This is a genomic window from Streptomyces macrolidinus (assembly GCF_023887685.1).
GTDB classification, from domain to species: domain Bacteria; phylum Actinomycetota; class Actinomycetes; order Streptomycetales; family Streptomycetaceae; genus Streptomyces; species Streptomyces macrolidinus.
The window spans coordinates 129081-148800 of the sequence record NZ_JAMWMR010000013.1; the positions used below are offsets into that span (position 1 = coordinate 129081).

General features: G+C 71.4%; 23 protein-coding genes. 10 read left to right on the top strand and 13 right to left on the bottom strand.

The window, feature by feature from the left end; genetic code table 11:
• Positions 1-47 precede the first annotated feature (47 nt).
• A complete protein-coding gene (locus tag NGF19_RS16710) occupies positions 48-1145 on the top strand; it encodes an alpha/beta hydrolase (protein WP_252425724.1) in 1098 nt (365 codons plus the stop codon).
• Here NGF19_RS16710 and NGF19_RS16715 read toward each other — a convergent pair.
• A complete protein-coding gene (locus NGF19_RS16715; protein WP_252425725.1) occupies positions 1134-2381 on the bottom strand; it encodes a sensor histidine kinase in 1248 nt (415 codons plus the stop codon). The two genes, NGF19_RS16710 and NGF19_RS16715, sit on opposite strands and share 12 nt — an antisense overlap.
• A 349-nt stretch (positions 2382-2730) precedes the next feature.
• Here NGF19_RS16715 and NGF19_RS16720 point away from each other — a divergent pair, with 349 nt between their 5' ends.
• Complete coding sequence (locus NGF19_RS16720; protein ID WP_308288496.1) at positions 2731-3444, top strand: MBL fold metallo-hydrolase; 714 nt, start codon at positions 2731-2733, stop codon at positions 3442-3444.
• Positions 3445-3463: 19 nt separating this feature from the next.
• Here the strand turns inward: NGF19_RS16720 and NGF19_RS16725 are convergent, their stop codons facing one another.
• The gene (locus tag NGF19_RS16725) at positions 3464-3892 is read right to left on the bottom strand and encodes a VOC family protein (RefSeq protein ID WP_252425727.1); all 429 of its coding nucleotides are present in this window, start codon (positions 3890-3892) and stop codon (positions 3464-3466) included.
• Positions 3893-3986: 94 nt separating this feature from the next.
• Between NGF19_RS16725 and NGF19_RS16730 the strand changes: the two genes are divergently transcribed.
• Both NGF19_RS16730 and NGF19_RS16735 read left to right on the top strand, forming a co-directional pair.
• Positions 3987-4466 carry a pyridoxamine 5'-phosphate oxidase family protein gene (locus tag NGF19_RS16730; RefSeq protein ID WP_252425728.1) on the top strand — a complete coding sequence of 160 codons (480 nt, stop codon included), beginning with the start codon at positions 3987-3989 and terminating at the stop codon, positions 4464-4466.
• Positions 4467-4476: 10 nt separating this feature from the next.
• Complete coding sequence (locus NGF19_RS16735) at positions 4477-5031, top strand: isoprenylcysteine carboxyl methyltransferase family protein (RefSeq protein WP_252425729.1); 555 nt, start codon at positions 4477-4479, stop codon at positions 5029-5031.
• Here NGF19_RS16735 and NGF19_RS16740 read toward each other — a convergent pair.
• The 5 genes from NGF19_RS16740 to NGF19_RS16755 all read right to left on the bottom strand — a co-directional run bounded on the left by NGF19_RS16740 (position 5015) and on the right by NGF19_RS16755 (position 6795).
• Positions 5015-5164 (bottom strand): TetR family transcriptional regulator C-terminal domain-containing protein, encoded by a 150-nt coding sequence (locus NGF19_RS16740; protein WP_252425730.1) that lies wholly within the window; start codon positions 5162-5164, stop codon positions 5015-5017. The genes NGF19_RS16735 and NGF19_RS16740 overlap by 17 nt on opposite strands.
• A complete protein-coding gene (locus tag NGF19_RS30710) occupies positions 5149-5283 on the bottom strand; it encodes a hypothetical protein (protein WP_289735166.1) in 135 nt (44 codons plus the stop codon). Before NGF19_RS30710 ends, NGF19_RS16740 begins: the two co-directional genes overlap by 16 nt.
• A gap of 65 nt (positions 5284-5348) precedes the next feature.
• Positions 5349-5780 (bottom strand): VOC family protein, encoded by a 432-nt coding sequence (locus NGF19_RS16745; protein ID WP_252425758.1) that lies wholly within the window; start codon positions 5778-5780, stop codon positions 5349-5351.
• Positions 5781-5929: 149 nt separating this feature from the next.
• Entirely contained in the window at positions 5930-6340 is a 411-nt protein-coding gene (locus tag NGF19_RS16750; protein ID WP_252425731.1) for an ACT domain-containing protein, read from the bottom strand.
• Positions 6337-6795 carry an OsmC family protein gene (locus tag NGF19_RS16755; RefSeq protein WP_252425732.1) on the bottom strand — a complete coding sequence of 153 codons (459 nt, stop codon included), beginning with the start codon at positions 6793-6795 and terminating at the stop codon, positions 6337-6339. The genes NGF19_RS16750 and NGF19_RS16755 overlap by 4 nt, the downstream gene beginning before the upstream one ends.
• Positions 6796-6883: 88 nt before the next feature.
• On the opposite strand from NGF19_RS16755, the gene NGF19_RS16760 reads away from it, so the two are divergent.
• A complete protein-coding gene (locus tag NGF19_RS16760) occupies positions 6884-7318 on the top strand; it encodes a hypothetical protein (protein ID WP_252425733.1) in 435 nt (144 codons plus the stop codon).
• 158 nt (positions 7319-7476) lie between these two features.
• Positions 7477-11418 (top strand): nSTAND1 domain-containing NTPase, encoded by a 3942-nt coding sequence (locus tag NGF19_RS16765; RefSeq protein WP_252425734.1) that lies wholly within the window; start codon positions 7477-7479, stop codon positions 11416-11418.
• A 10-nt stretch (positions 11419-11428) separates the two neighbouring features.
• Here the strand turns inward: NGF19_RS16765 and NGF19_RS16770 are convergent, their stop codons facing one another.
• The 3 genes from NGF19_RS16770 to NGF19_RS16780 form a co-directional block, all read right to left on the bottom strand.
• On the bottom strand, positions 11429-11896 hold the full coding sequence (locus NGF19_RS16770) for a hypothetical protein (protein WP_252425735.1): 468 nt from the start codon (positions 11894-11896) through the stop codon (positions 11429-11431).
• A 100-nt stretch (positions 11897-11996) separates the two neighbouring features.
• Positions 11997-12887, bottom strand: a complete 891-nt coding sequence (locus tag NGF19_RS16775; protein WP_252425736.1) for a hypothetical protein — start codon at positions 12885-12887, stop codon at positions 11997-11999.
• Positions 12888-13057: 170 nt separating this feature from the next.
• On the bottom strand, positions 13058-13501 hold the full coding sequence (locus NGF19_RS16780; protein ID WP_252425737.1) for a DUF2690 domain-containing protein: 444 nt from the start codon (positions 13499-13501) through the stop codon (positions 13058-13060).
• 403 nt (positions 13502-13904) lie between these two features.
• Between NGF19_RS16780 and NGF19_RS16785 the strand changes: the two genes are divergently transcribed.
• Entirely contained in the window at positions 13905-14420 is a 516-nt protein-coding gene (locus NGF19_RS16785; RefSeq protein ID WP_252425738.1) for a GNAT family N-acetyltransferase, read from the top strand.
• Positions 14421-14452: 32 nt separating this feature from the next.
• Here the strand turns inward: NGF19_RS16785 and NGF19_RS16790 are convergent, their stop codons facing one another.
• Positions 14453-15007, bottom strand: a complete 555-nt coding sequence (locus NGF19_RS16790; protein WP_252425739.1) for an ATP/GTP-binding protein — start codon at positions 15005-15007, stop codon at positions 14453-14455.
• Between the two features lie 267 nt (positions 15008-15274).
• Between NGF19_RS16790 and NGF19_RS16795 the strand changes: the two genes are divergently transcribed.
• A complete protein-coding gene (locus tag NGF19_RS16795; RefSeq protein ID WP_252425740.1) occupies positions 15275-16009 on the top strand; it encodes a dienelactone hydrolase family protein in 735 nt (244 codons plus the stop codon).
• A 16-nt stretch (positions 16010-16025) separates the two neighbouring features.
• Here the strand turns inward: NGF19_RS16795 and NGF19_RS16800 are convergent, their stop codons facing one another.
• Positions 16026-17267 carry a glycosyltransferase family 4 protein gene (locus NGF19_RS16800; protein ID WP_252425741.1) on the bottom strand — a complete coding sequence of 414 codons (1242 nt, stop codon included), beginning with the start codon at positions 17265-17267 and terminating at the stop codon, positions 16026-16028.
• A 206-nt stretch (positions 17268-17473) separates the two neighbouring features.
• Between NGF19_RS16800 and NGF19_RS16805 the strand changes: the two genes are divergently transcribed.
• Positions 17474-17848 carry a BlaI/MecI/CopY family transcriptional regulator gene (locus NGF19_RS16805; protein ID WP_252425742.1) on the top strand — a complete coding sequence of 125 codons (375 nt, stop codon included), beginning with the start codon at positions 17474-17476 and terminating at the stop codon, positions 17846-17848.
• Positions 17849-17864: 16 nt separating this feature from the next.
• Positions 17865-18797, top strand: coding sequence for a M56 family metallopeptidase (locus tag NGF19_RS16810; RefSeq protein WP_252425743.1), 933 nt, complete (start codon positions 17865-17867; stop codon positions 18795-18797).
• Positions 18798-18818: 21 nt separating this feature from the next.
• On the opposite strand, the gene NGF19_RS16815 is transcribed toward NGF19_RS16810, so the two are convergent.
• Positions 18819-19601 (bottom strand): thioesterase II family protein, encoded by a 783-nt coding sequence (locus NGF19_RS16815; RefSeq protein WP_252425744.1) that lies wholly within the window; start codon positions 19599-19601, stop codon positions 18819-18821.
• Between the last annotated feature and the right edge of the window lie 119 nt (positions 19602-19720).

The following is a 19720-nucleotide window of genomic DNA, read 5'->3' on the forward strand; positions in this document are numbered from 1 at the left end:
CGCGCCGACGGCACCCACCACGAACCGGGGACGGTGACCCGACCTCCATGGACCATGTGGAAGAACTCAAGGAATTCGCCCGCCTGCACGCCCGAGGACAGGGCATGACGGCCGGGCATACCGCGCGCGTCCTCGCCCGGATCACCAACGACAACCCGGGGGACCCGCACTCCTGGGCCGCGGTGTGGACCGCCGAGGGCCGGGCCGCGGCAGCCCGCGGTGACCTTCTCGACGCGTGCCGGCACTACGCGCTCGCCCGCTTCCCGTACCACGGCGACGCCGATCGCGTACGAGCCCAGCGGCTCTGCGTCGACACCTTCGACCAGTGGCGCCGCGACCAACGCGGCATCGAACGCCTGGAGTTCGACCACCCCGACGGCACCGTCGTCTGCTGGGCCACCGGGCTCGATCGGCACCGTCCGCTGCTCGTCGTCATGGGCGGCATCGTCAGCGTCAAGGAACAGTGGGCGCCGCTGCTGCCCCTGCTGCGAAGACTCGGCTTCGCCGCCGTCGTCACCGAGTTGCCGGGAGTCGGCGAGAACACCTTCACGTACGGCCACGACTCCTGGCGCACCCTCGGCTTCCTGCTCGACCAACTGACGGACCGTGCCCGGGTGTTCGACACGTCGATGCTCGCCCTCAGCTTCAGCGGCCACCTCGCCGTGCGCGCCGCCGCCGAGGACCCTCGCATCCGCCGCGTCCTGACCGTGGGCGCTCCCGTCGTCGGCTTCTTCACCGACGAAGCCTGGTGGCCCCGCGTGCCCGGCATCACGGCCCAGACCCTGCGCCACCTCACCCGCAGCGAGGACGTAGGCCAACTCCGCGACCGACTACCACAGTTCGCGCTCATGCCGGAGCAGCTTCGGCGGGTACGGATCCCTGTCCGGTACGTCGCCAGTGGCCGTGACGAGATCATTCCGGACACGGAGCAGGCGCTGCTGCGGCGCACGCTCGATGACGTCCGGTTCAAGAGGTTCGACGACGTGCATGGTTCGCCCGCTCATCTCGGTGCGATGCGGCGCTGGCTCATGGCCCAGTTGCTGTGGCTGCGCGTCGCGCGCCGCGGGGCCCGGCCGATGTACCGGACCGGACCCGATGAGCCGAACCTCCGTTCCCGGAGCTGCGGCGCGCGATCAAGCGGCTGACCCCTTGGGCGGGAACACGACCTCCCGTACCTCCGCGTTCGTCTCCGGCGGCTTCCTCGCGGGGACTTCGGCCTGCAGCCGGAAGACGCCGTCCGTCCCGAGGTGCGACTCCAGCCGTCCGCCCACCGCGGTGATCCGGGCGTGCAGATTGCCGAGTCCGTTGCCGCCGTGCGGTGAAGGGTCGTGACAGGCGGGGTCCACGCCGTCGTTCTCGACCACCAGCCGGACCGATCCGCCCTGCTGGACGGCCCGGATGCCGCACCGTGAGGCGTTGCTGTGCCGCAGCAGATTGGTGACGGCCTCCCGCAGGGTGGTGGCGAGCGCGGTGTCCACGTGGGGGGAGAGCACCCCGAGGTCGACCTCGGCGCGTACGTCGATGCCGGCGGCGCTCAGCATCGACCGGGTCGTTCCGATCTCCTGCCGCAGCGACAGGTCGCGGAACCCGCTGGCGACCTTGCGGACATCGGCGAGAGACTGCCCGGCGATGGCCAGGACCTCGTCGACCTCCTTCAGCGCGTGCGCGGGATGGGTGGGAATGAGCCGGTGGATCAGCTCGCTCTTCAGCGTGATCGCGGACAGGCTGTAGCCGAGCAGGTCGTGCAGGTCCCGAGCGAAGCGCAGTCGCTCCCCGGCGACCGCCTGACGGGCCAGTTCACCACGGCCCGCGTGTAGTTGAGTGATCAGTTCCGTCAGCCGGGTGAGTCCGTAGAGGACGAGTCCGGCGAGCAGCGAGGTCTGGGCGAGGTGGATGCCGTCGATGACGGGACGGCCGTCGAGGACCGCCAGGACGAGCATGCTGAGCCCGACCGTCCCGTACAACGGCCAGGCCACCAAGGGAGGCAGGAGCAACAGCAGCGAACCGGCCAGGTAGCCGGTCATCGTCCCCCAGTAGGTCCGGAACAGCAGCAGCGGCAGGTAGGTCAGCAGCGCCTGGGCAGCAAGCGTCAGACACTTCCGCCCCAGCGGCGCCCGACTGCCGCCCACCGCGGAGTGCAGGAGTTGCAGGCCGAGGATCAACAGGAGCACGAGCACACCGGTCACCCGGGCCGTCAGGGACACATCGGTGCTGAGGATGTCGACGGAGGCCAGGAGCGCGTAGCCCAACAGCACGGCGACGATGAGGGCGTATGCCGACCGGGGCGCGGGAAGAACGCCGCTGTCCCCGGGCGGGACCGCCGCTTCGCGCTCGCCTCTCGACTCGTCCGCACTGCCGAAACGGTCTTGACGATCCGTCATCTGTACGGCCCCTCGCAACGATGAGCGCCACTTTGCGGGGATGATAAATCCAGACGGTGAATCCCACGCAACGGAAGAACCGGACGAACACAGCCCCCGGGTACAACTCCTGTTGTCGCGTGGGCCGTTCCCCCACGGGAAGCAGTAGGTAAATGTCCGACATGCTTGGCTTGCGCTGCGCCTGCGGGCCGACCTGAAGTCCGGCGAATGTGCGTGTCCACCGCGAGATGCTGCCCGAACGAACAGGAGTTGATGCCCACCTGACCTGCCAGGTTGCGGGCCGGTCGGGGAGAGTGCTGTGGTCGGCAGGGCCACGCGGTGAGAGCATGTGTCGGTGGGCGAGCTGACCGTGTTGGGGACCTGTGGCGCCTGGCCTGAGGCCGGGAGGGCGGCGAGTGGGTTCCTTCTGGAAGTCGATGGGTTCCGTCTGGTCATGGACCTCGGCTATGCGACACTTCCGCGGCTTCTGGGGCGGTGCACGGAGGCCGAGGTCGACGCCGTGGTCATCACCCACGAACACCCCGATCACTGCGCGGATCTGAGCGCGCTGTGCCGAGCGCTGCTCTTCGGCGGCGGGCGCGACGGCCGGGTGCCGTTGTACTGCCCTCCGGGAGTGCTCGGGCGGGTGCAAGCGATGGAACCGACCGAGGATCTCCGCGAGGTCTTCGACCCCTGTCCGCTTCCGGGCAGCTACCAGGTCGGTCCGTTCCGACTGGACGGGCGGCTCCTTCCTCACCACGTGCCGCACGCGGGGCTGCGCTTGACGGCCCCCGGACTGACCCTTGCCTACAGCGGCGATGCCGGTCCCGGCCACGCGCTCGATGAACTCGCGGCCAGGGCAGACCTGTTGATTGCCGGGGCAACCCTGCAAGGCCCGGCCGCCGACCCGTACCTGCTCAGCGCGGCACAGGCGGGCCGATGGGCCGCTCGCTCCGGAACGCAGTGCATGCTGCTCACCCACTTCTGGCCCGGCGTCGAGCGAAGCCGCTCCGTGGCGGAGGCGAGCGCCGCGTACGGCGGGGAGATCCTGGCCGCGCGCGAAGGGCTGACTCTCCAGGTCTGACCAGGGTCTGTTCCGACCTTCAGTCGATACAGAACTCGTTGCCCTCGATGTCCAGCATCGGGATGCACGCGTCGTTGCCGTCGTACAGCGTGCGTACGTGCACCGCGCCGAGCGGGACCAGGCGTGCGCACTCGGCCTCGAGCGCGGCGAGGCGCTCTTCGCCCACGAGCCCGGTGCCGACCCGTACATCGAGATGCAGCCGGTTCTTGGCGGCCTTCCCCTCGGGGACGCGCTGGAAGTACAGACGCGGGCCCACACCTGTGGGGTCGACGCAGGCGAACCATGAGTCCCGCCGCTCAGGCGGCTGCGCCTCCTTGAAGTCGTCCCACGTGGCGAACCCCTCCGGTGGCGGCGGTATGACGTACCCCAACACCTCGCACCAGAAGCGAGCGAGGCGCTCGGGTTCCGCGCAGTCGAAGGTGACTTGGAACTGCCTGATCGATGCCATCGGGTCACCATAGCGGTGAGGGATGCATCGGTCGCTGGGATTAGGTCCTGCGCCTCAGGCGTATGTCGCGCCTGCTTGGCTAGGGTCGGTCCTCATGAAGACCACGGGAATCGTTCGCCGCCCGACGGCGGAGCGTCTGCGCGACACCTTGGAGCGGCTCGCCACCGAGCGGGATGTGTGGGTGTCGACTGCTCACCCCGAGCACGGGCCGCACCAACTGCCGCTGTGGTTCCTGTGGGACGGGCAAGCGGTGTGGATGTGCACCAGCGCCACTTCGGTGACCGTGCGAAACGTCCGCGAAGAGCCGCGCGTACGCCTGTCGCTGCCGGACACCTTCGACGTGGTGCTCCTCCAGGGCGAGGCCGAGTGCTTCCCGGAGCAGGAGGTGCCCGGAGACGCGGCGGAGGCGTTCGCCGAGAAGTTCGGGTGGGATCCACGCGCGGAAGAGGGTGCGTTCGTGTACGTACGCGTGACCCCGAGGACCGTACGCGCTTGGCGCGGCGTGCCGGAACTACGCGGAAGGGTCATCATGCGTGACGGAACGTGGCTGGAACCACTCCCGCTTCACTGTTGAAGGAGGGCCCATGCCCTGGTACGCGCTTCTCGTCCTCGCGGTGGCGTGCGAACGGGTCGGTGAACTCCTCGTCGCCCGACGCAACGCGGCCTGGTCCCTCGGGCGAGCCGGTGTGGAACACGGCCGCGGCCACTACCCGGTCATGGTCGCGCTGCACACCGGCCTGCTCGTCTGCTGTCTGGCCGAACCCGTACTCCTTCACCGGCCGTTCCGGCCTGCCGTGGGATGGCCCATGCTGGTGCTGGTCCTCCTGGCGCACGCGCTGCGCCTGTGGTGCGTCACCACACTCGGCCCCCGCTGGAACACCCGGGTCATCATCGTCCCCGGAGTACCTCTGGTCACCACCGGCCCGTACCGGTTTCTGCGCCACCCCAACTACGTCGCCGTTGTCGTGGAGATCGCCGCCCTGCCCCTGGTGCACACGGCGTGGTTGACGGCGACGGCGTTCACCGTGGCCAACGCCGTACTGCTCACGGTCCGCATCCGCTGCGAGAACACGGCCCTGGCCACGGCGGCCACCCGCGACGGGGTGAGGTCGACGGGGGCCGTCAGCCGAACGCCTTGAGGAACGTGTCCACCGCCGCTTGCGCCACGGCGTTCCGTTCGGCGGTCGGGATCTGTCGGGTGCCGTACCGGGAACGGGTCTCCAGCGGGCTGGTGAGCAAGGCGATGAAGACGCCCCTCACCGAGCGGACCACGCCTGTCCCGCGCTCCTGACAGCCTGCTCGTACTCGGTGAGTTCGGCCAGGTCCTTGAGCGCTTGCTCGGCGTCGGCGGCCCTCGCGGCCAGGAGGGTGAACCCGGTGACGGACCTCAAGGCACGCCGTATCGCGGAGACGGTAGGGGCCCTGACTACTCGCTACGAAAGGTGACTTGAGTAGCTCAGTCGAGACAGAACTCGTTGCCCTCGATGTCCTGCATGGTGATGCACGACTCGTTCTCTTCGTCGGCGGGCAGCAGCGCCACGCGTACCGCGCCGAGTGCGACCAGGCGTGCGCATTCGGCCTCGAGTGTGGCCAGGCGCTCCTCACCCACGAGTCCGGTGGCGACCCGCACATCGAGATGCACCCGGTTCTTCGCGACCTTCCCCTCGGGAACGCGCTGGAAGTAGAACCGCGGACCCACGCCCGAGGGATCAGTGCATGCGCACCATGAACCCTGTTGCTCGAGCGGCTGCGAGCGATCGAATTCGTCCCAAGTGGCAAATCCCTTCGGCGACGGTACGACGTACCCCAACACCTCGCACCAGAAGCGGGCGACACGCTCGGGGTTTGCGCAGTCGAAGGTGACCTGGAACTGCTTGATCGATGTCATCGGGCCACCATAGCAAGGGGGTTTGATTTCCCAATTGTCTTTCGTGAGCCGTGTGTTGAGGTGCGGAAGGCGCCCGTCGGCGCCGTTCGGTATATCGTTCGGCACGTGAAGTCCAGTGCCCGCAGGCGCCTTCCGTCGAGTACTCGGGATCAGCGGTTCTCCCACCGCGCGACGAGGTCGCGGCATGCCCTTGCGTGCTCGTCGGTGACGAGCAGGACGAGATGGCCCGCGTGATCGCTGTACTGGGTCAGCACATTCACCCCCGCATCGCCCAACAGCCTTGCCAGCGCACCGAGTTGCCCAGGCGTCTCCTGGTCCAGCCGCGTCATGACGACGTCCCGGACGGTGACGGTGCCGAGCTCTGCTTCGGTGGCGGCCCGGAGGGCGAGCGGGCCGTTGTCGACGAGGTAGTGCGCGATGGCCCGGCCGTCGTGGGTGAACACACCACCGCCTTCCAGACTCACCCCGGCACGGCCGAGGGCTCGACCCAACTCGGCCAGTGCGCCGGGCCGATCGGGCAGGTGGACCTCGAGGTCCTGGAGGTGGGGACGGGCGGTCATGCGGTCACCACCGTGGTGGTCACTTCGACGGGCACGGACAGCGAGTTGGCGATGTAGCACTCACGGTGGGCCTGTTCAGCCAGCTCCCGGACCGCGACCTCGTCGGTTCCCGTGGCGACCGTGACGGTGGCGGCCAGACGGATCACGCCGAGGCGGGCGGGCCGGGCCGTCAGGTCGAGGTGACTGGTCGCACTGTCCTCGTAGGCCAGCACGACGACGCCCGCGCGGGCGGCGGCGCCGAGGAAGGACAGCATCTGGCAGGAGGAGGCGGCCATGACCACAAGCTGCTCCGGGTTGAGCAGCTCAGAGCTGCCTCGGAAGGCCGGGTCAGCGCTCAACGCCACTTCGGCGGTGGCGGGTGGTGCGGTGGCGACATGGTCGCGGGAGTAGGAGCGGATCCCGGCGGCGGTGGAGCCCTCCCAGCGAAGGCGGGTGGCGTAGGCGTGCGAAGTCATGATGCGACGGTAGGCCTGAGATGCTTCGGCGGTCGCCGAAACATCTTCACGCACCCGTCCGGGGACTGCGCTGACTACGGTGGTCGGTATGCATCAGGAAGAGAGCTTCCCGCCGCGCCCGCTCCGGGGCGTCCGCGCCGTGTATGCGCGGCAGGCAGGCTGTCCGGCAGACTTCGCGGACATCACCGTGGACTTCGAACCCTGGGAAGAGGGCATCGAGTTCGAGGTACACGCCGATCTGCGCACCCGCGGCTTCGTTGCTCCGGGCGAGTCGGCCGAGTACCAGAAGGCCGTCGCCGCCGGTGTCCAGGAGGAGTTGACCGCACTGGAGGCCAGGACCACGGTGGCGGTGGCCACCGTGCTGCGCGCCGTCGGCATCCACGAAGTGGACTCTCGCGCCGGGTCGTTCCACCACGCCGGACGACTGGCCGTCCGCCAAGCCCTCGTCCTCGCCTACGGCCCCCTACCCAGACCTAAACGGCACGCGAAGTCGGGCGCGGCGCGCAAGCGCCGCCCCGCGTAGCGGCGACGAGTGCTTCAGGCGCTGGAGCAGCGGGAGTTCGGGGACACGGGGGACGTATGTGCTGGTTGCGGAGAAGAGGGGAGAGGGGGTGAGATCAGGCGAAAGGGTGCGAGGGGTGAAGGGGGTGGGTGGTGCCGAGGAAGGAGCGACCGCTCGACGTGGGGGACAGTCCGCTGCTGCGGCTCGCGGAGGACCTGCGGCAGTTGCGGCGGGAAGCGGGGAGTCCGACCTACCGTGAACTCGCCCGGCGTACGCACTACTCGGCGGCGACGCTGTCCGCGGCGGCCGGTGGCCGGGTCCTGCCGACGCTGGCGGTGACGCTGGGGTATGTGCGGGGTTGCGAGGGCGATACCGTGCTGTGGAAGAAGCGCTGGCAGGCCGTCGCGGCCGAACTGGCCCGGGACGAGGCCGCGCAGGCGGCTCGTGAGCGGCAAGAGGCGCCGCCGTACGCGGGGTTGGCGGCGTTCCGGACCGAGGACGCCGAGCGGTTTTTCGGACGAGAGCGGCTCGTCGCCGAGTTGGCCCGGCGGCTGACCGGCGCGCGGCTGGTGACAGTGGTCGGAGCGTCGGGCGCCGGTAAGTCCTCGCTGCTGCGGGCGGGGTTGGTGCCGCGTCGGCGCACCGAGTACCCCGGGCATCCGGTGGTGGTTCTCTCTCCGGGCCCGCATCCGCTGGAGCATTGCGTGGCGTTGCTGGGTCCGGCTGATGCCGAGCGGGTGGACGGCGGTCCCGAGGGCGGCCCGTCCGAAAGGGACGCGGCATCGGAAGGTGAGCCGCCCGTGGGGCCGTCGGCCGCTCTCGACCAGGCCGTGCGCCGCCTGCTGGCCGCCTCTCCCGATGCGGCCGAACTCCTGTTGGTCGTCGACCAGTTCGAGGAGGTGTTTACGCTGTGCCGGGACGACGCGGAACGGTCCCGCTTCATCGACGCTCTGCTCGCGGTGGCCCTGGCCGCAGACAGTCGCTGCCGGATCGTGGTGGGCGTGCGCGCCGACTTCTACGCGCACTGCGCCGCCCACCCCGCTCTCGCGGCCGTCATGGCCGAGGCCCAGGTGGTGGTCGGCCCGATGACCTCCGACGAGTTACGACGCGCGGTGACCCGCCCGGCGACCCAAGCCGGCTGCACCGTCGAAGGCGCGCTGCTGGCCGACATCATGACGCAGGCCGACGGGCAGGCCGCGATGCTGCCGCTGGTGTCGCACGCCCTGCTGGAGACCTGGCGACGACGGCGCGGCAACACCCTGACGTTCTCCGGCTTCCAGGCCGCCGGTGGCCTGGACGGCGGCCTCGCCCACACCGCGGAGGAGGTCTGGGGCACACTCGACGCCGCGCAGCAGCGCATCGCCCGCCACGTCCTGCTGCGGCTCACGGCGCTCGGCGAGGGCACCGAGGACACCAAGCGCCGCATCCGGCGCGACGAACTCGACGCCGACGGCAGGGTCGATGCCGACCGCCGGGTCGACGCCGATGCCCGTACGGACGGTCGCCGGGACCCGGTCGGCGGGACGAGCGCCGACACCGCGCTCGTACTGGAGCGGTTCGCGCGGGCCCGGCTGCTCACGCTCGACCGGGACACCCTGGAGATCACCCACGAGGCACTCATCCGCAGTTGGCCCCGGCTGCGCGGCTGGCTCACCGAGGACCGCGACGCGGTACGCGTGCACCGGCACCTCACCGAGGCCACCGCCGACTGGGAGGCCGTCCAGCGCGACCCCGGCGCCCTCTACCGCGGCGTACGGCTGGACCAGGCCTGCGAATGGGCGGCCCGGACCGGCGCGGAGTCGCTCAGCTCCCGGGAGCGGCAGTTCCTCACCGCGAGCCGTGCCGCATGGGAGGGGGAGATGGCCGCCGCGGCGAGGGGCACCCGCAGGCTGCGCCGACTGGCCCTGCTGCTGGCTGTGTTGCTGACCGGTACCGCCGCCGCCACCGGCATCGCCGTGCACGCCGAACGGCAGGCGTCGCGGCAGCGCGACATCGCCGTCTCCCAGCGGGTCGCCCAGGACGCCGCGGCCCTGCGCCTGACCGATCCGGCACGCTCCGTGCAACTGGCCCTGGCCGCCTACCGGTTGGAGCCCACCAGCGCCGCCCGCAGCGCCGTACTCAGCTCCTACGCCACCGCGTACGCGACCCAGTTGACCGGCTCCGACACCGTCGAGGCGGTCGCCTACGCCCCGGACGGACGGCTGGCGGCCACCGCGGGCGACGACGGCACCGTACGACTGGTCGACACCGCCGCCCCCGACCACGCGCGCCAAGTGACCACGCTCACCGGGCACATCGGGCCGGTGCGCGCCCTCGCCTTCAGCCCCGACGGCCGGTTGCTCGCGTCAGCCGGAGCGGACGGCACCCTGCGCCTGTGGAACCCGCACGGCGCCCCGAAGGCCGCAGGGCGCGCGACACGCACTGCCGTCCGGCTTCCGGGATCGGCGGCGCCCCCCGCCCTGGTGTCGGTTGCCTTCAGTCCGGACGGCGCGACGGTGGCGGCGGCCGGTGCGGACGGGGTCGTCCGCGTGTGGCGCACCGCCGGGGAAGACAGCGCGCCGCCCGTCGTACTCGCGGAGGGCCAGGGCGAGTTGCGTGCGGTGGCGTTCGCGCCGGACGGCCGTACCCTGGCCGCCGCCGGGCCCGCCGGGACCGTACTGTGGCGGCTCGGCCCGAGTCCGGCGCGGGTCACCGCCCGGCTGTCGGCCGCCGAAGCGGTGGCCTTCGCGCCGGACGGCCGCACCCTCGCCACCGCCGACGAGGACCGTACGGTGCGCCTGTGGCGGCTCGGCGGCGACGGGCCGCCGAGCCCGCTGGCCGCCCTGACCGGTCACACCGACACGGTGAGGGCGCTCGCGTACAGCGCAGACGGCCGCACCCTGGCCAGCGGCGGTGTCGACGCGACCGTACGCCTGTGGGACGTCGCGAACCCGCGCGGCGACCGGCCTCCCACCGTCCTCGCGGGCCACACCGGTTACGTGTCCTCGCTGGCGTTCGCCCCCGACGGGCGCACCCTCGCGTCGGGCAGCAGCGACCGGACCGTGCGACTGTGGGATCTGCCCGTGCCCGCGCTCACCGGCCACACCAGCTCCCTGTACGCCGTCGGCTTCTCCCCGGACGGCCGCACCCTGGCCACCGGCAGCTACGACGAGACCCTCCGCCTGTGGGATGTGGCCGACCCGCTACGGCCCGCCCCCGGACCGGTGCTGTGCGGCAACCGCGCGGCAGTCAACGCGGTCGTCTTCGCGCCCGATGGCCGCCTCCTCGCGAGCGCCGGTCTCGACCGCACGGTGCGGCTGTGGGACGTGACGGACATCCGTCGTCCGCGTCCGACGGAGGTGACGACCGCCGGGTCGGACGCGGTCAACGCGCTCGCCTTCGCGCCGGACGGCCGTACCCTCGCCACCGGCGGCGCGGACCGCACGGTACGGCTGTGGGCGGTTGCCGGTGGGCGGTTGCGGCCGCTCTCGGCGCGGGTCGCGCACCGCGACCAGGTCGGCTCGGTGGCCTTCAGCCCGGACGGCCGACTGCTGGCCAGCGCGAGCCGGGACCGGACCGTACGGCTGTGGGCGGTCGCCGACGGTCGGCTTCGGCCGCTGACGGTGCTGACCGGCCACCGGGACGCGGTCAAGGCGGTGGCGTTCGCACCGGACGGCCGCACCCTGGCCACCGCGTCGGACGACCGCACCCTGCGGCTGTGGGACGTCCATGGAGTTCGGGACGGCATCCGGGACCGCCATGTCGCCCGGCTGCTCGCCGTGTCGGAGGGGCACACCGACGCGGTGAAGGCGCTGGCCTTCACCGCCGACAGCCGGACGCTCGCCTCGGGCGGTGCCGATCACAGCGTCCGGCTGTGGGACGTCGCGGACCCGCGTCGGCCCGCGCCGAGGGCGGTGCTGAGCGGGCACAGCAAGCCAGTGGACGCGCTCGCCTTCGCCCCGGACGGGCACACCCTGGCGAGCGGCGGTGAGGACTGGACCGCGCTGCTCTGGGAGACCGACACGGACCGGGTGGCCGCCCGGATCTGCCGGACGGCGGGTGCCTCGGGTCTGGCGCCCGCCGACCGGCACCGCTACCTGGCCGGTCTCCCGTACCGGCGGCCGTGCGGCTCCGCGCGGTGAGGGGAAGCGGTCAGCCCGACTGGCTGCAGTGGTTGGTCCAGCGGTGGGAGGAGATGTTGTCGTTGACCGACTGGCCGAAGCCGCCGAGGCCCGCGCCGTAGGTGAACTTCCACTGTCCCGACGGCAGGTTGTTCCAGGAGTCGCCCCGGCTGATGCAGGCGTGCGCGCCGGTGGCGTTCAGGCCCCAGTAGAGGTCGACGGCCTCGAGGTTGCCGGCGTAGCCGTTGTTCCAGATGTCGGAGGCCTTGTTCCGGCACGGGCCCCAGTTGTCGGCGTTCCCGCTCCAGAAGCAGGGTGTGCCGTGGCCGTAGGAGTCGGTCCAGGCGTGCAGCAGGCCGTCGGCCGCGGCGGCGCTGCGAGGGGCGGAGCCGGGGCTGTGCGCGGCCGACGCGGTGGACGCGGTCGAAGAGGTGGGGACGAAGACGAGCGCCAGGCCGGCGGCGACGGCTCCGGTGGCGATGAGTTGCTTGACTGACATGGTGTTCTCCTTGTCCGGCGGCTGATGCCGCGCGTGCTTCGGTGGCCTGTCGGCCGTCCCGCGGCGGGGCCCGCCGCGGAGGTCTGTGGGGGAGCGGCGGTCAGCCGCGGGCGACCAGGGCGCGGGCGCGGGGCAGCGCCGCGTTGGTCAGCCGGTCGAGATCGCCGTACGCGTCCGGGTAGCGCTGCCGGAGTCGCGCGCCGTGGGAGCGGTCGAGGGTGGTGGCGACCCGGGACAGCCCCGTGGACACCGCGCAGGTCGCCTCGGTGACCGCGAGCCGGATCTCCCGCGTGCGACTGACGCCCCGTTCGGGGTCGGCGGCGGCACGGCTGTCCTGGGGGTCGGCGTACGGAAGTCCGGCGGCCTTCATGCACCGCGCCCAACGGTCGCGGGCGGCACGGTAGCGCGGCTCCCGCTGGACCGCCGCCACGCGTTCGGTGGCCAGGAAGGAGGTGACCCGGGTGGCGCGGAACCAGGCCGCCAGGTCGCCGTAGAGGCGTCGTTCGGCCTCCGCCGTACAGCCCGTGTCGCTGTGGCTGACCTGGACGCCGTTCGGCAGGTCGGCGGTGAGCCCGCTGGGGCGCGGGCCGTTCAGCGTGGCGACCAGGGCGGTGCGGCGGTCCGGTGGCAGCGACAGCAGGTAGCGCTGGTTGGGATCGGCGGCGGCGCTCCGCCGAAGTGCCGCGCGCTGGTCGGCGCCGTAGCCGTGGCGCCTGGCCCAGCCGACGTCGTCGACCGCGTACGGGAAGTCGCGGCGCGATTCGGACGCGGTCGGCGGGACCACCCAGAAGCGGAAGCCGTGGCGGCGCATGCAGTCGCGTTCGAGCAACTGCTCGGCGACGTCAAGGACTTCCTTGGGGCCGGTCGCCTGGACGTTCGCCAGCGGCCGGCGGGCCGCGGCGTCGCCGGTGTGTCCCGCGCATCCCAGGAGCAGCGACACGGCCGCCGCCGCACCCGCCACCCTCGCTCCGCTCCGCGCCGCCTGCCGCATGCCCCGACTCCCTCCGCCGCCGTCCTGCTGTCCGGTCCTGGGAGGTGTCTAGCCTGGTCGCGTTGTTCGGTGTCGGCGGGGCGGGGCCTTACAAACAAGGCCTGGACAACGGCGTTCGTGGCATCTCTACGGGATCTACGGCATCTACGGCATCCTTCGACCCCGTGCCGTCACCGCCAGGCGGTCGCCTCGGTCGCGTGGATGCAGTAGCGCTCGTACGTGCTCTCACCACCGGCGCCGGGGATCGCACAGGCGGTGGCATGGAACTCGCCGTCGCCCACACGCACCATGCTGGTGAACTGATCGTCCCCGTACTCGATCTCGGCCGTGCGCCTGGCTCCGCCCGTGACCTCTGCCGTCACGAGATCTCCCGGGCTTCCCCGCTCGATCCGCGCCCATACCGCCTGGCATTCCTTGCTGTACCGGAGTTGAAGGACAGCGGGGTTGGCGACGGCGGGCTTGAAGGTGCGGGCGTCCTCGTAACACCCCTGACTCTGCGGGCTCTTCCCGTCGCAGGCTTCACCCGGACAGGTCGGGTCGTGGAGGAAGGCGTTCACTATGTGATCTCCGAGCGGGGTCACGACGGCAGCCACCACGGCGCTGACGACTGCCACGACGCAGGCCAGTACCGTCGCGCTGTTGTGCCAACGCCGCCATCTGCCTGCGGGCGGTTGTGGCTCGGGCTCAGACAGTTGTGCGTCGGGCTCGGACAGTTGGGAGTCGGGCTCAGGGGGCGCTGTGGAGTCGTCGCCGTTGCTTGATGTCATGGGGATCACCGCCTCGGTGTACCGACTGGAGGGACAGGGTCCACCTCTGTCGCCACAAGGGAAAGGCGCACGGGGGAAGCACGGAGGGCAAACGAGCCCTCCCCACATGCGCCCCTTGCCCAGGCAATGGCAACACCCGGACCGGACAAGAGCATTCGGTCGGAAGGCGGGGCGGGCGATCCCGCAGTTCACGGCCTGGCGTACCCGGAATCCCTTTGCCGCACCGCGACTCGGGGCCCAGACTGTGCCGGTGCTGATCCGACGCGAAACGCCTGCCGATGCCCCCGCCGTACGCGCCGTCACCGCGGCGGCCTTCGCGAAGCCGGAGACCCCGGTCCCGGTGGAGGCGACCCTCCTCGACGAACTGCGCACCTGCGACGGCTGGTTGCCGGAGCTGTCGTTCGTGGCCCTCAGCGGCAAGGACGAGGTCGTGGGCCATGTGGTCTGCACCCGCGGCCATGTCGGCACGGCCCCGGCCCTGGGCCTCGGCCCGCTCAGTGTGCACCCTGACCACCAGCGCCGCGGTGTCGGCCTCGCCCTTGTGCACACCGTGCTCGGCGCGGCGGACGCCCTGGGCGAGCCCTTCGTCGCCCTGCTCGGCAGCCCGGCGTACTACGGCCGTTACGGCTTCCGCACCAGCACCCACTACGGCATCACCGCACCGGACCCTTCGTGGGGCGAGTACTTCCAGGTCCGTACGCTGACCGCCCACGACCCCGCGCTACGGGGCGTCTTCACGTACGCGGAGCCGTTCGAGCGAATCTGACATCGGTGCGCGAACCCGTCGGGCGAGGCGGCTCACCCCGCAGGTGCCTGAGGCGGCGCGTCCGAGATCAGTGAACTCACCGTGGCGACGCGGTGGTTCAGGTCGGCGGCGGGGATGTCGATGAGCTCGTAGCCGAACGCGCGGTAGCTCTCTTCGTGGATCTTCTCGAACGCCAGTGAGTCCTGGAAGCTGATCCGCCGGGCCGCGGTCGGCTCGCAGAAGCCCAGATTGCGGACGAAGAGCACGTGGCGCTCGTACACCCCTTCCGAGCTGATCCGTTCGAGCTCCGCGGTCAGCGCCGGGGACACCGGCCGTCCCAAGTAGGTGGCGAGGGCATGGGTGCAGACCGGCGACCGGTCGAACACCTGCACAGATCCGGTGGCTTCCAACTGCCGTTGCCGTTGCAGAGCGACGATCTCGTCGATGAAGGACGCCCGTGTCCACGGCTCGTCCTCGCCCAGCGCCTGCCGTCGTGCGATGACCGCCGATGCCGCCTCCTCGACGACCCCGTACCCGAGTTCGGCCAGGCAGCGCAGGATCGACGTCTTGCCCGCGCCCGGCGTGCCGGTGAGAACGTACCGCCGCATGATTCGAGAACTCCTTCTTGTTCGTGCAGGTCGAGACAGGGCCATGGACCACCGCTTGGGCCTTGGACGGAGGCTGGAGTATGTTCTGTGGCCATGACTACCGGGACGGCGTCGCGCCACACACGGATCGGTGACCCGGTGCTCTTCTGAGCGCCGTACGGGCCCGTGTCGGCCCGCTGTCGGATCGAGGATCTCGCGCCGCCGCGCGGGCTCCGCCTCCGTCGTGTTGACCACAGGATCGACATGTCAACCACGACAGGAGAGTTCATGCCCATCAAGACGTTGCGGATTCCCACCGCGGACGGCCGGGCCGACGCGTTCGCCGCCTTCCCCGACGGCGGCGGGCGGCACCCGGGGGTGCTGATGTACGCGGACGGCTTCGGGATCCGGCCCGTACTTCGGGAGATGGCCCGCGAACTGGCCGAGCACGGATACTACGTGGTCGTCCCCAACCTCTTCTACCGGCATGGTCCCGCACCGCTGATCGAGCTTCCCGCGTACATCGGTGAAGAGGCCCGGCTCGCGGTCTTCGCCCGGCTGATGCCCATGATCGAGGCACACACCGAGGAACGTGCCCTGAGCGACGCCGACGCGTATCTCAGGTTTCTCACCGCGCAGCCCGAAGTCAGCGCCGGACCGGTCGCGGTGACCGGCTACTGCATCGGCGGCCTCCTGGCGACGCGCACCGCCGCGGCCCACCCAGGCCAGGTGGCCGCCCTCGCCGCGTTCCACGCACCGGTGGGCGTCGACGGACCCGACCGCCTCGCCGAGATCACCGCCGAGGTCCACTTCGGCCACGCCGAGACCGACTTGACGCCGGAGGCACTCGGTGAGCTGAACCAGGCCCTGGACGCGGCGGGTGTCGGCTACACCTCCGAGATCTACCCCGGCACCGTCCACGGCTTCACCATGTCCGACACCGACGCCTTCAACCCCGCCGCCCTGCAGCGTCATTGGGACCGCCTGCTGCCCCTTCTCGACCGCACCCTGACCAACGGCTGAGGCTCCGGCCCGGACTTCAAGCCCAGGTCACCGACTCGTATCGGCGGCGCAGGCCGCGAAGGGCCCGGCCCGCCCGGCCGCGCCAGTGGGACTTGCGGCGCTGCCAGGCCCGCGCGTGGCGGGAGGCGGCGAGTTCGGCGAACAGGTCCTCGTAGGCGTGGGCGACGGGGGCCGGGTCGAAGCGGCGGGCGGCGTCGCGGGCGGCTTCGCCCATCCGGCGGCGGCCCGGCTCGTCCGCGATCAGGTCGCACAGCGCGGCGGCCAGCGCCTGCCGGTCGCCCGTGGGGACCAGGCGACCGTCGACACCGTCGTCGACGATCTCGGCGGGGCCGAGCGGACAGTCGGTGGCGACCACCGGCGTGCCGCAGCGCATCGCCTCGACCAGGGTCATCCCGAAGGACTCGGCATCGGAGGCGGAAGCGACGATCGACGCCTTCGCGAACTCGGCCTCGATCGGGGAGACCACGCCCATCAGGGCCGCCCGGCCGCCCAGGCCCTGGTCGTCGATCAGGCGCTGGAGCCGCTCCTTGTCCGTGCCCGCGCCGTAGATACGCAAGGACCAGTCGGGGTGCTGGGCCGCGACATCGGTGAACGCCTCGATGAGCAGGTCGAACCGCTTGGCGCGTACCAGTCGCCCGGCCGCGGCGATGACATGGGCGCGGCCGTCGGCGGGCGACGGGCCGGGGTCGGGCACGCTGTTGGGGACGGCCAGGACCGATACTCCGGGCAGCCGCATCTTCGCCTGGTAGACGGCGGCGTCGGCCCGCGTGGTGGTGACCACGGCGTCCAGGTCGCGGTAGTGGTGGGCGAGTTGGGCGCGCAGCTTCTTGGAGTGGGTGTCGTGGGTGAGGTGCTCCTGGGCGACGCGCAGCGCCCGGGGCGAGGCGAAGCGGGCCAGGTACACGTTGACACCCGGGCGGGTGCCGATGACGACGTCCGCGTCGCAGGTCCGCAGGTAGTCCTCGGCGCGCAGGTCGGTGAGACGGCTGTACTGCGCGTACCGCTTCTCGGCGGTGGGGAAGACCTCGGCAGGCTGGTGCAGCAGCGGGTCGGCCGCGTCGGCGCTGTGGTCGCGCAGGTCGACCAGGGGTACGACCGTCACCCGCGGGTCGATGGCGAACCGAGGGCGAGCACGGTGGCGCAGCATCGACACGACGGTCAGCTCGTGCCGGTCGGCGAGCGCGGCGGCGAGATTGAGCGTGGTCCGGATGGTGCCGCCGATCCCGTACACGTTGTGGATCAGGAACGTGATCTTCATACGGCGGACTCCCGGTCGCCGGGCAGGGAGAAGCCGATCAGCGGATCGAGAGCCAGAGGCACCGCGGGGTCCTTTCCGGTCGCGCACCGCGAGGGCAGAGTCCTGCCCGGGCGCGGACGCATGGCACACTTGGGAGACATCAGCTTTTACACCAGTGTCGAAGTTCTACACGACTGTAAAAGATGAGGGAAGGAACGCCAAACCACATGGGTGCCCACACGACGGACACCGGCCCCAAGCGACCCAATGGCGCACGCGAGGCCGAGATCCTGGACCTGCTGCACAAGGCGGACAGCGCGCTGACCCCCGGTGAGGTCACCGAACTCCTCGGCGGACTGACCTACAGCAGCGTGGTGACGATCCTCACGCGCATGCACACCAAGGGGCTGCTCACGCGAACCCGACGCGGCCGGGCCTACGCCTACACCCCCGTGACGGACGACCCCGGCTTCGCCGCCCGCCGTATGCGCTCCGTCCTGGAGGAGCGGTCCGACCGCCAGGCCGTCCTCGCCCGCTTCGCCGACGGCCTGTCCGCCGCCGACGCGGACCTGCTGCGCCACCTGCTCGGCCCCGACCAGTAGGGAGACGCCGCCTCTCATGCGCATCGCCGTCTATCTCCCGCTGCTGCTGTCCCTGCTCGCCCCGCTCGGCGCGCGCCTGCTGTCGGAGCGGTGTGAACCCCGCCTGGCCACCTGGCTGCTCACCGCCTCGGCGTTCGTGCTGGGCACGGCCGGCACGATCTCGCTCGGCCTGCTGGCCGTCACGGGGCTGCTCCGTATCCGGGAGTTGGCCGTGCTCGGCCACTGGTCGGCGGGCACCGCGCAGCGTGACGACCCCACGCAACTGCCCGTGGCACTGATCGCCGGGCTGCTGGGCGGTGTCGCCGTCCTCATGGCCGTCCGTATGTTCTGGCGTCGCGCCCGCACCCTGGCAGCCGCAGCCCTGGAAGCGGCCTGCATGCCCGCGCAAGACGGCCTGGTCGTGATCGACGACGAGGCTCCCGACGCCTTCGCGATCCCCGGCCGGCCCGGCCGCGTCGTCATCTCCACCGGCATGCTGCGCGCCCTGGACAGGACCGAGCACGACATCCTGCTCGCGCATGAGCGCACCCATCTGACCGCTCATCACTATGCCTTCGTCGCCCTCGCGCAGTTGGGCGCCGCCGCCAACCCCTTGCTCCGCCCGCTGGCCACCGCCGTCACCTACACCATCGAACGGTGGGCCGACGAGAGCGCGGCCACCGCCACCGGCGACCGCACCCGCGTCGCCCGCACCGTCGGCAAGGCCGCACTCGTCACCCGCCCCGCCGCCGCCCGGACCCCGAGCGCCGCCCTGGGCATCCTCGGCCGCCGCACCTCGTCGGCCGGTGTCGGCCCCGTGCCCCGCCGTGTCGCCGCCCTCCTCGCGCCGCCCCTCCGCCTCCACCCCTTCCTCGCCGCCGCGACCGCGGTCACCCTCGCCGCCGCGACCCTCTCGCTCGCCGAAGCCGCCCACGACCTGCACCATCTGCTGGAAGCCGTCGGCATCTAGGCGGAGACAGCGGCAGACCTGCTACTGACGCGCAGGCGCGAGGGCGTCGGGCGCTGTCAGGAGGTGTTCGCGGAGCAGGGCCACGACCTCGGTGGCCCGCGGCGCCAGGAAGAAGTGGTCGCCGGGCAGGACGTGCAGGGAGAAGCCGTCCTCCGGGGCCTGTTCCTGCCAGGCGCGTGCCTCGGCCACCGTCGTCTTCGGGTCGTGGTCGCCGGTCAGTGCGGTCACCGGGCAGGGCAGCCGTTCGCCGGGTACGTGCCGGTAGGTCTCCACGGCCCGGTAGTCGCTGCGCAGCGCGCCGAGGATCATCTCCCGCAGCTCGGGGTCGGCGAGCATCTGCGGGTCGGTGCCGCCGAGGGACTGCAGCTCCTCGATGATGGCGTCGTCGCCCCGCAGGTGTACGTCTTCCACGCGGTGCCGGGTGGGGGCGCGGCGGCCGGAGACGAACAGGTGTACGGGCTGGCTCGGGGACGTCCGCGTGAGGCGACGGGCCACCTCGTAGGCCACCAACGCGCCCATACTGTGCCCGAAGAGGGCCACCGGGCGGTCCAGTTCACCCCTCAGGGCGTGGGTGCTGCGGTCGGCGAGCACGGTGAGGTCACCGATCCCCGGTTCGTTCCGGCGGTCCTGGCGGCCGGGGTACTGCACGGCCAGGACATCCACCTCCGGAGCGAGTGCCCGCGCGACCGGCAGGAAGTAGCTCGCCGCGCCCCCGGCGTGCGGGAAGCACACCAGCCGCACCGTCGGGGTGTCCGACGATTGGAAGCGCCGGAGCCACCGGTGTCCCTCGGATGTGTCGTCCATCAGGTGTTTGCTGCCTTCCCCTGTGGGAGAGAAACGATTTGGAGTGAATCCACCCACTTCTGCTGGCTGATAAACCGTGTGGAGCGGAACCAGTCGTACATTGGCCGATTTACCGCGCT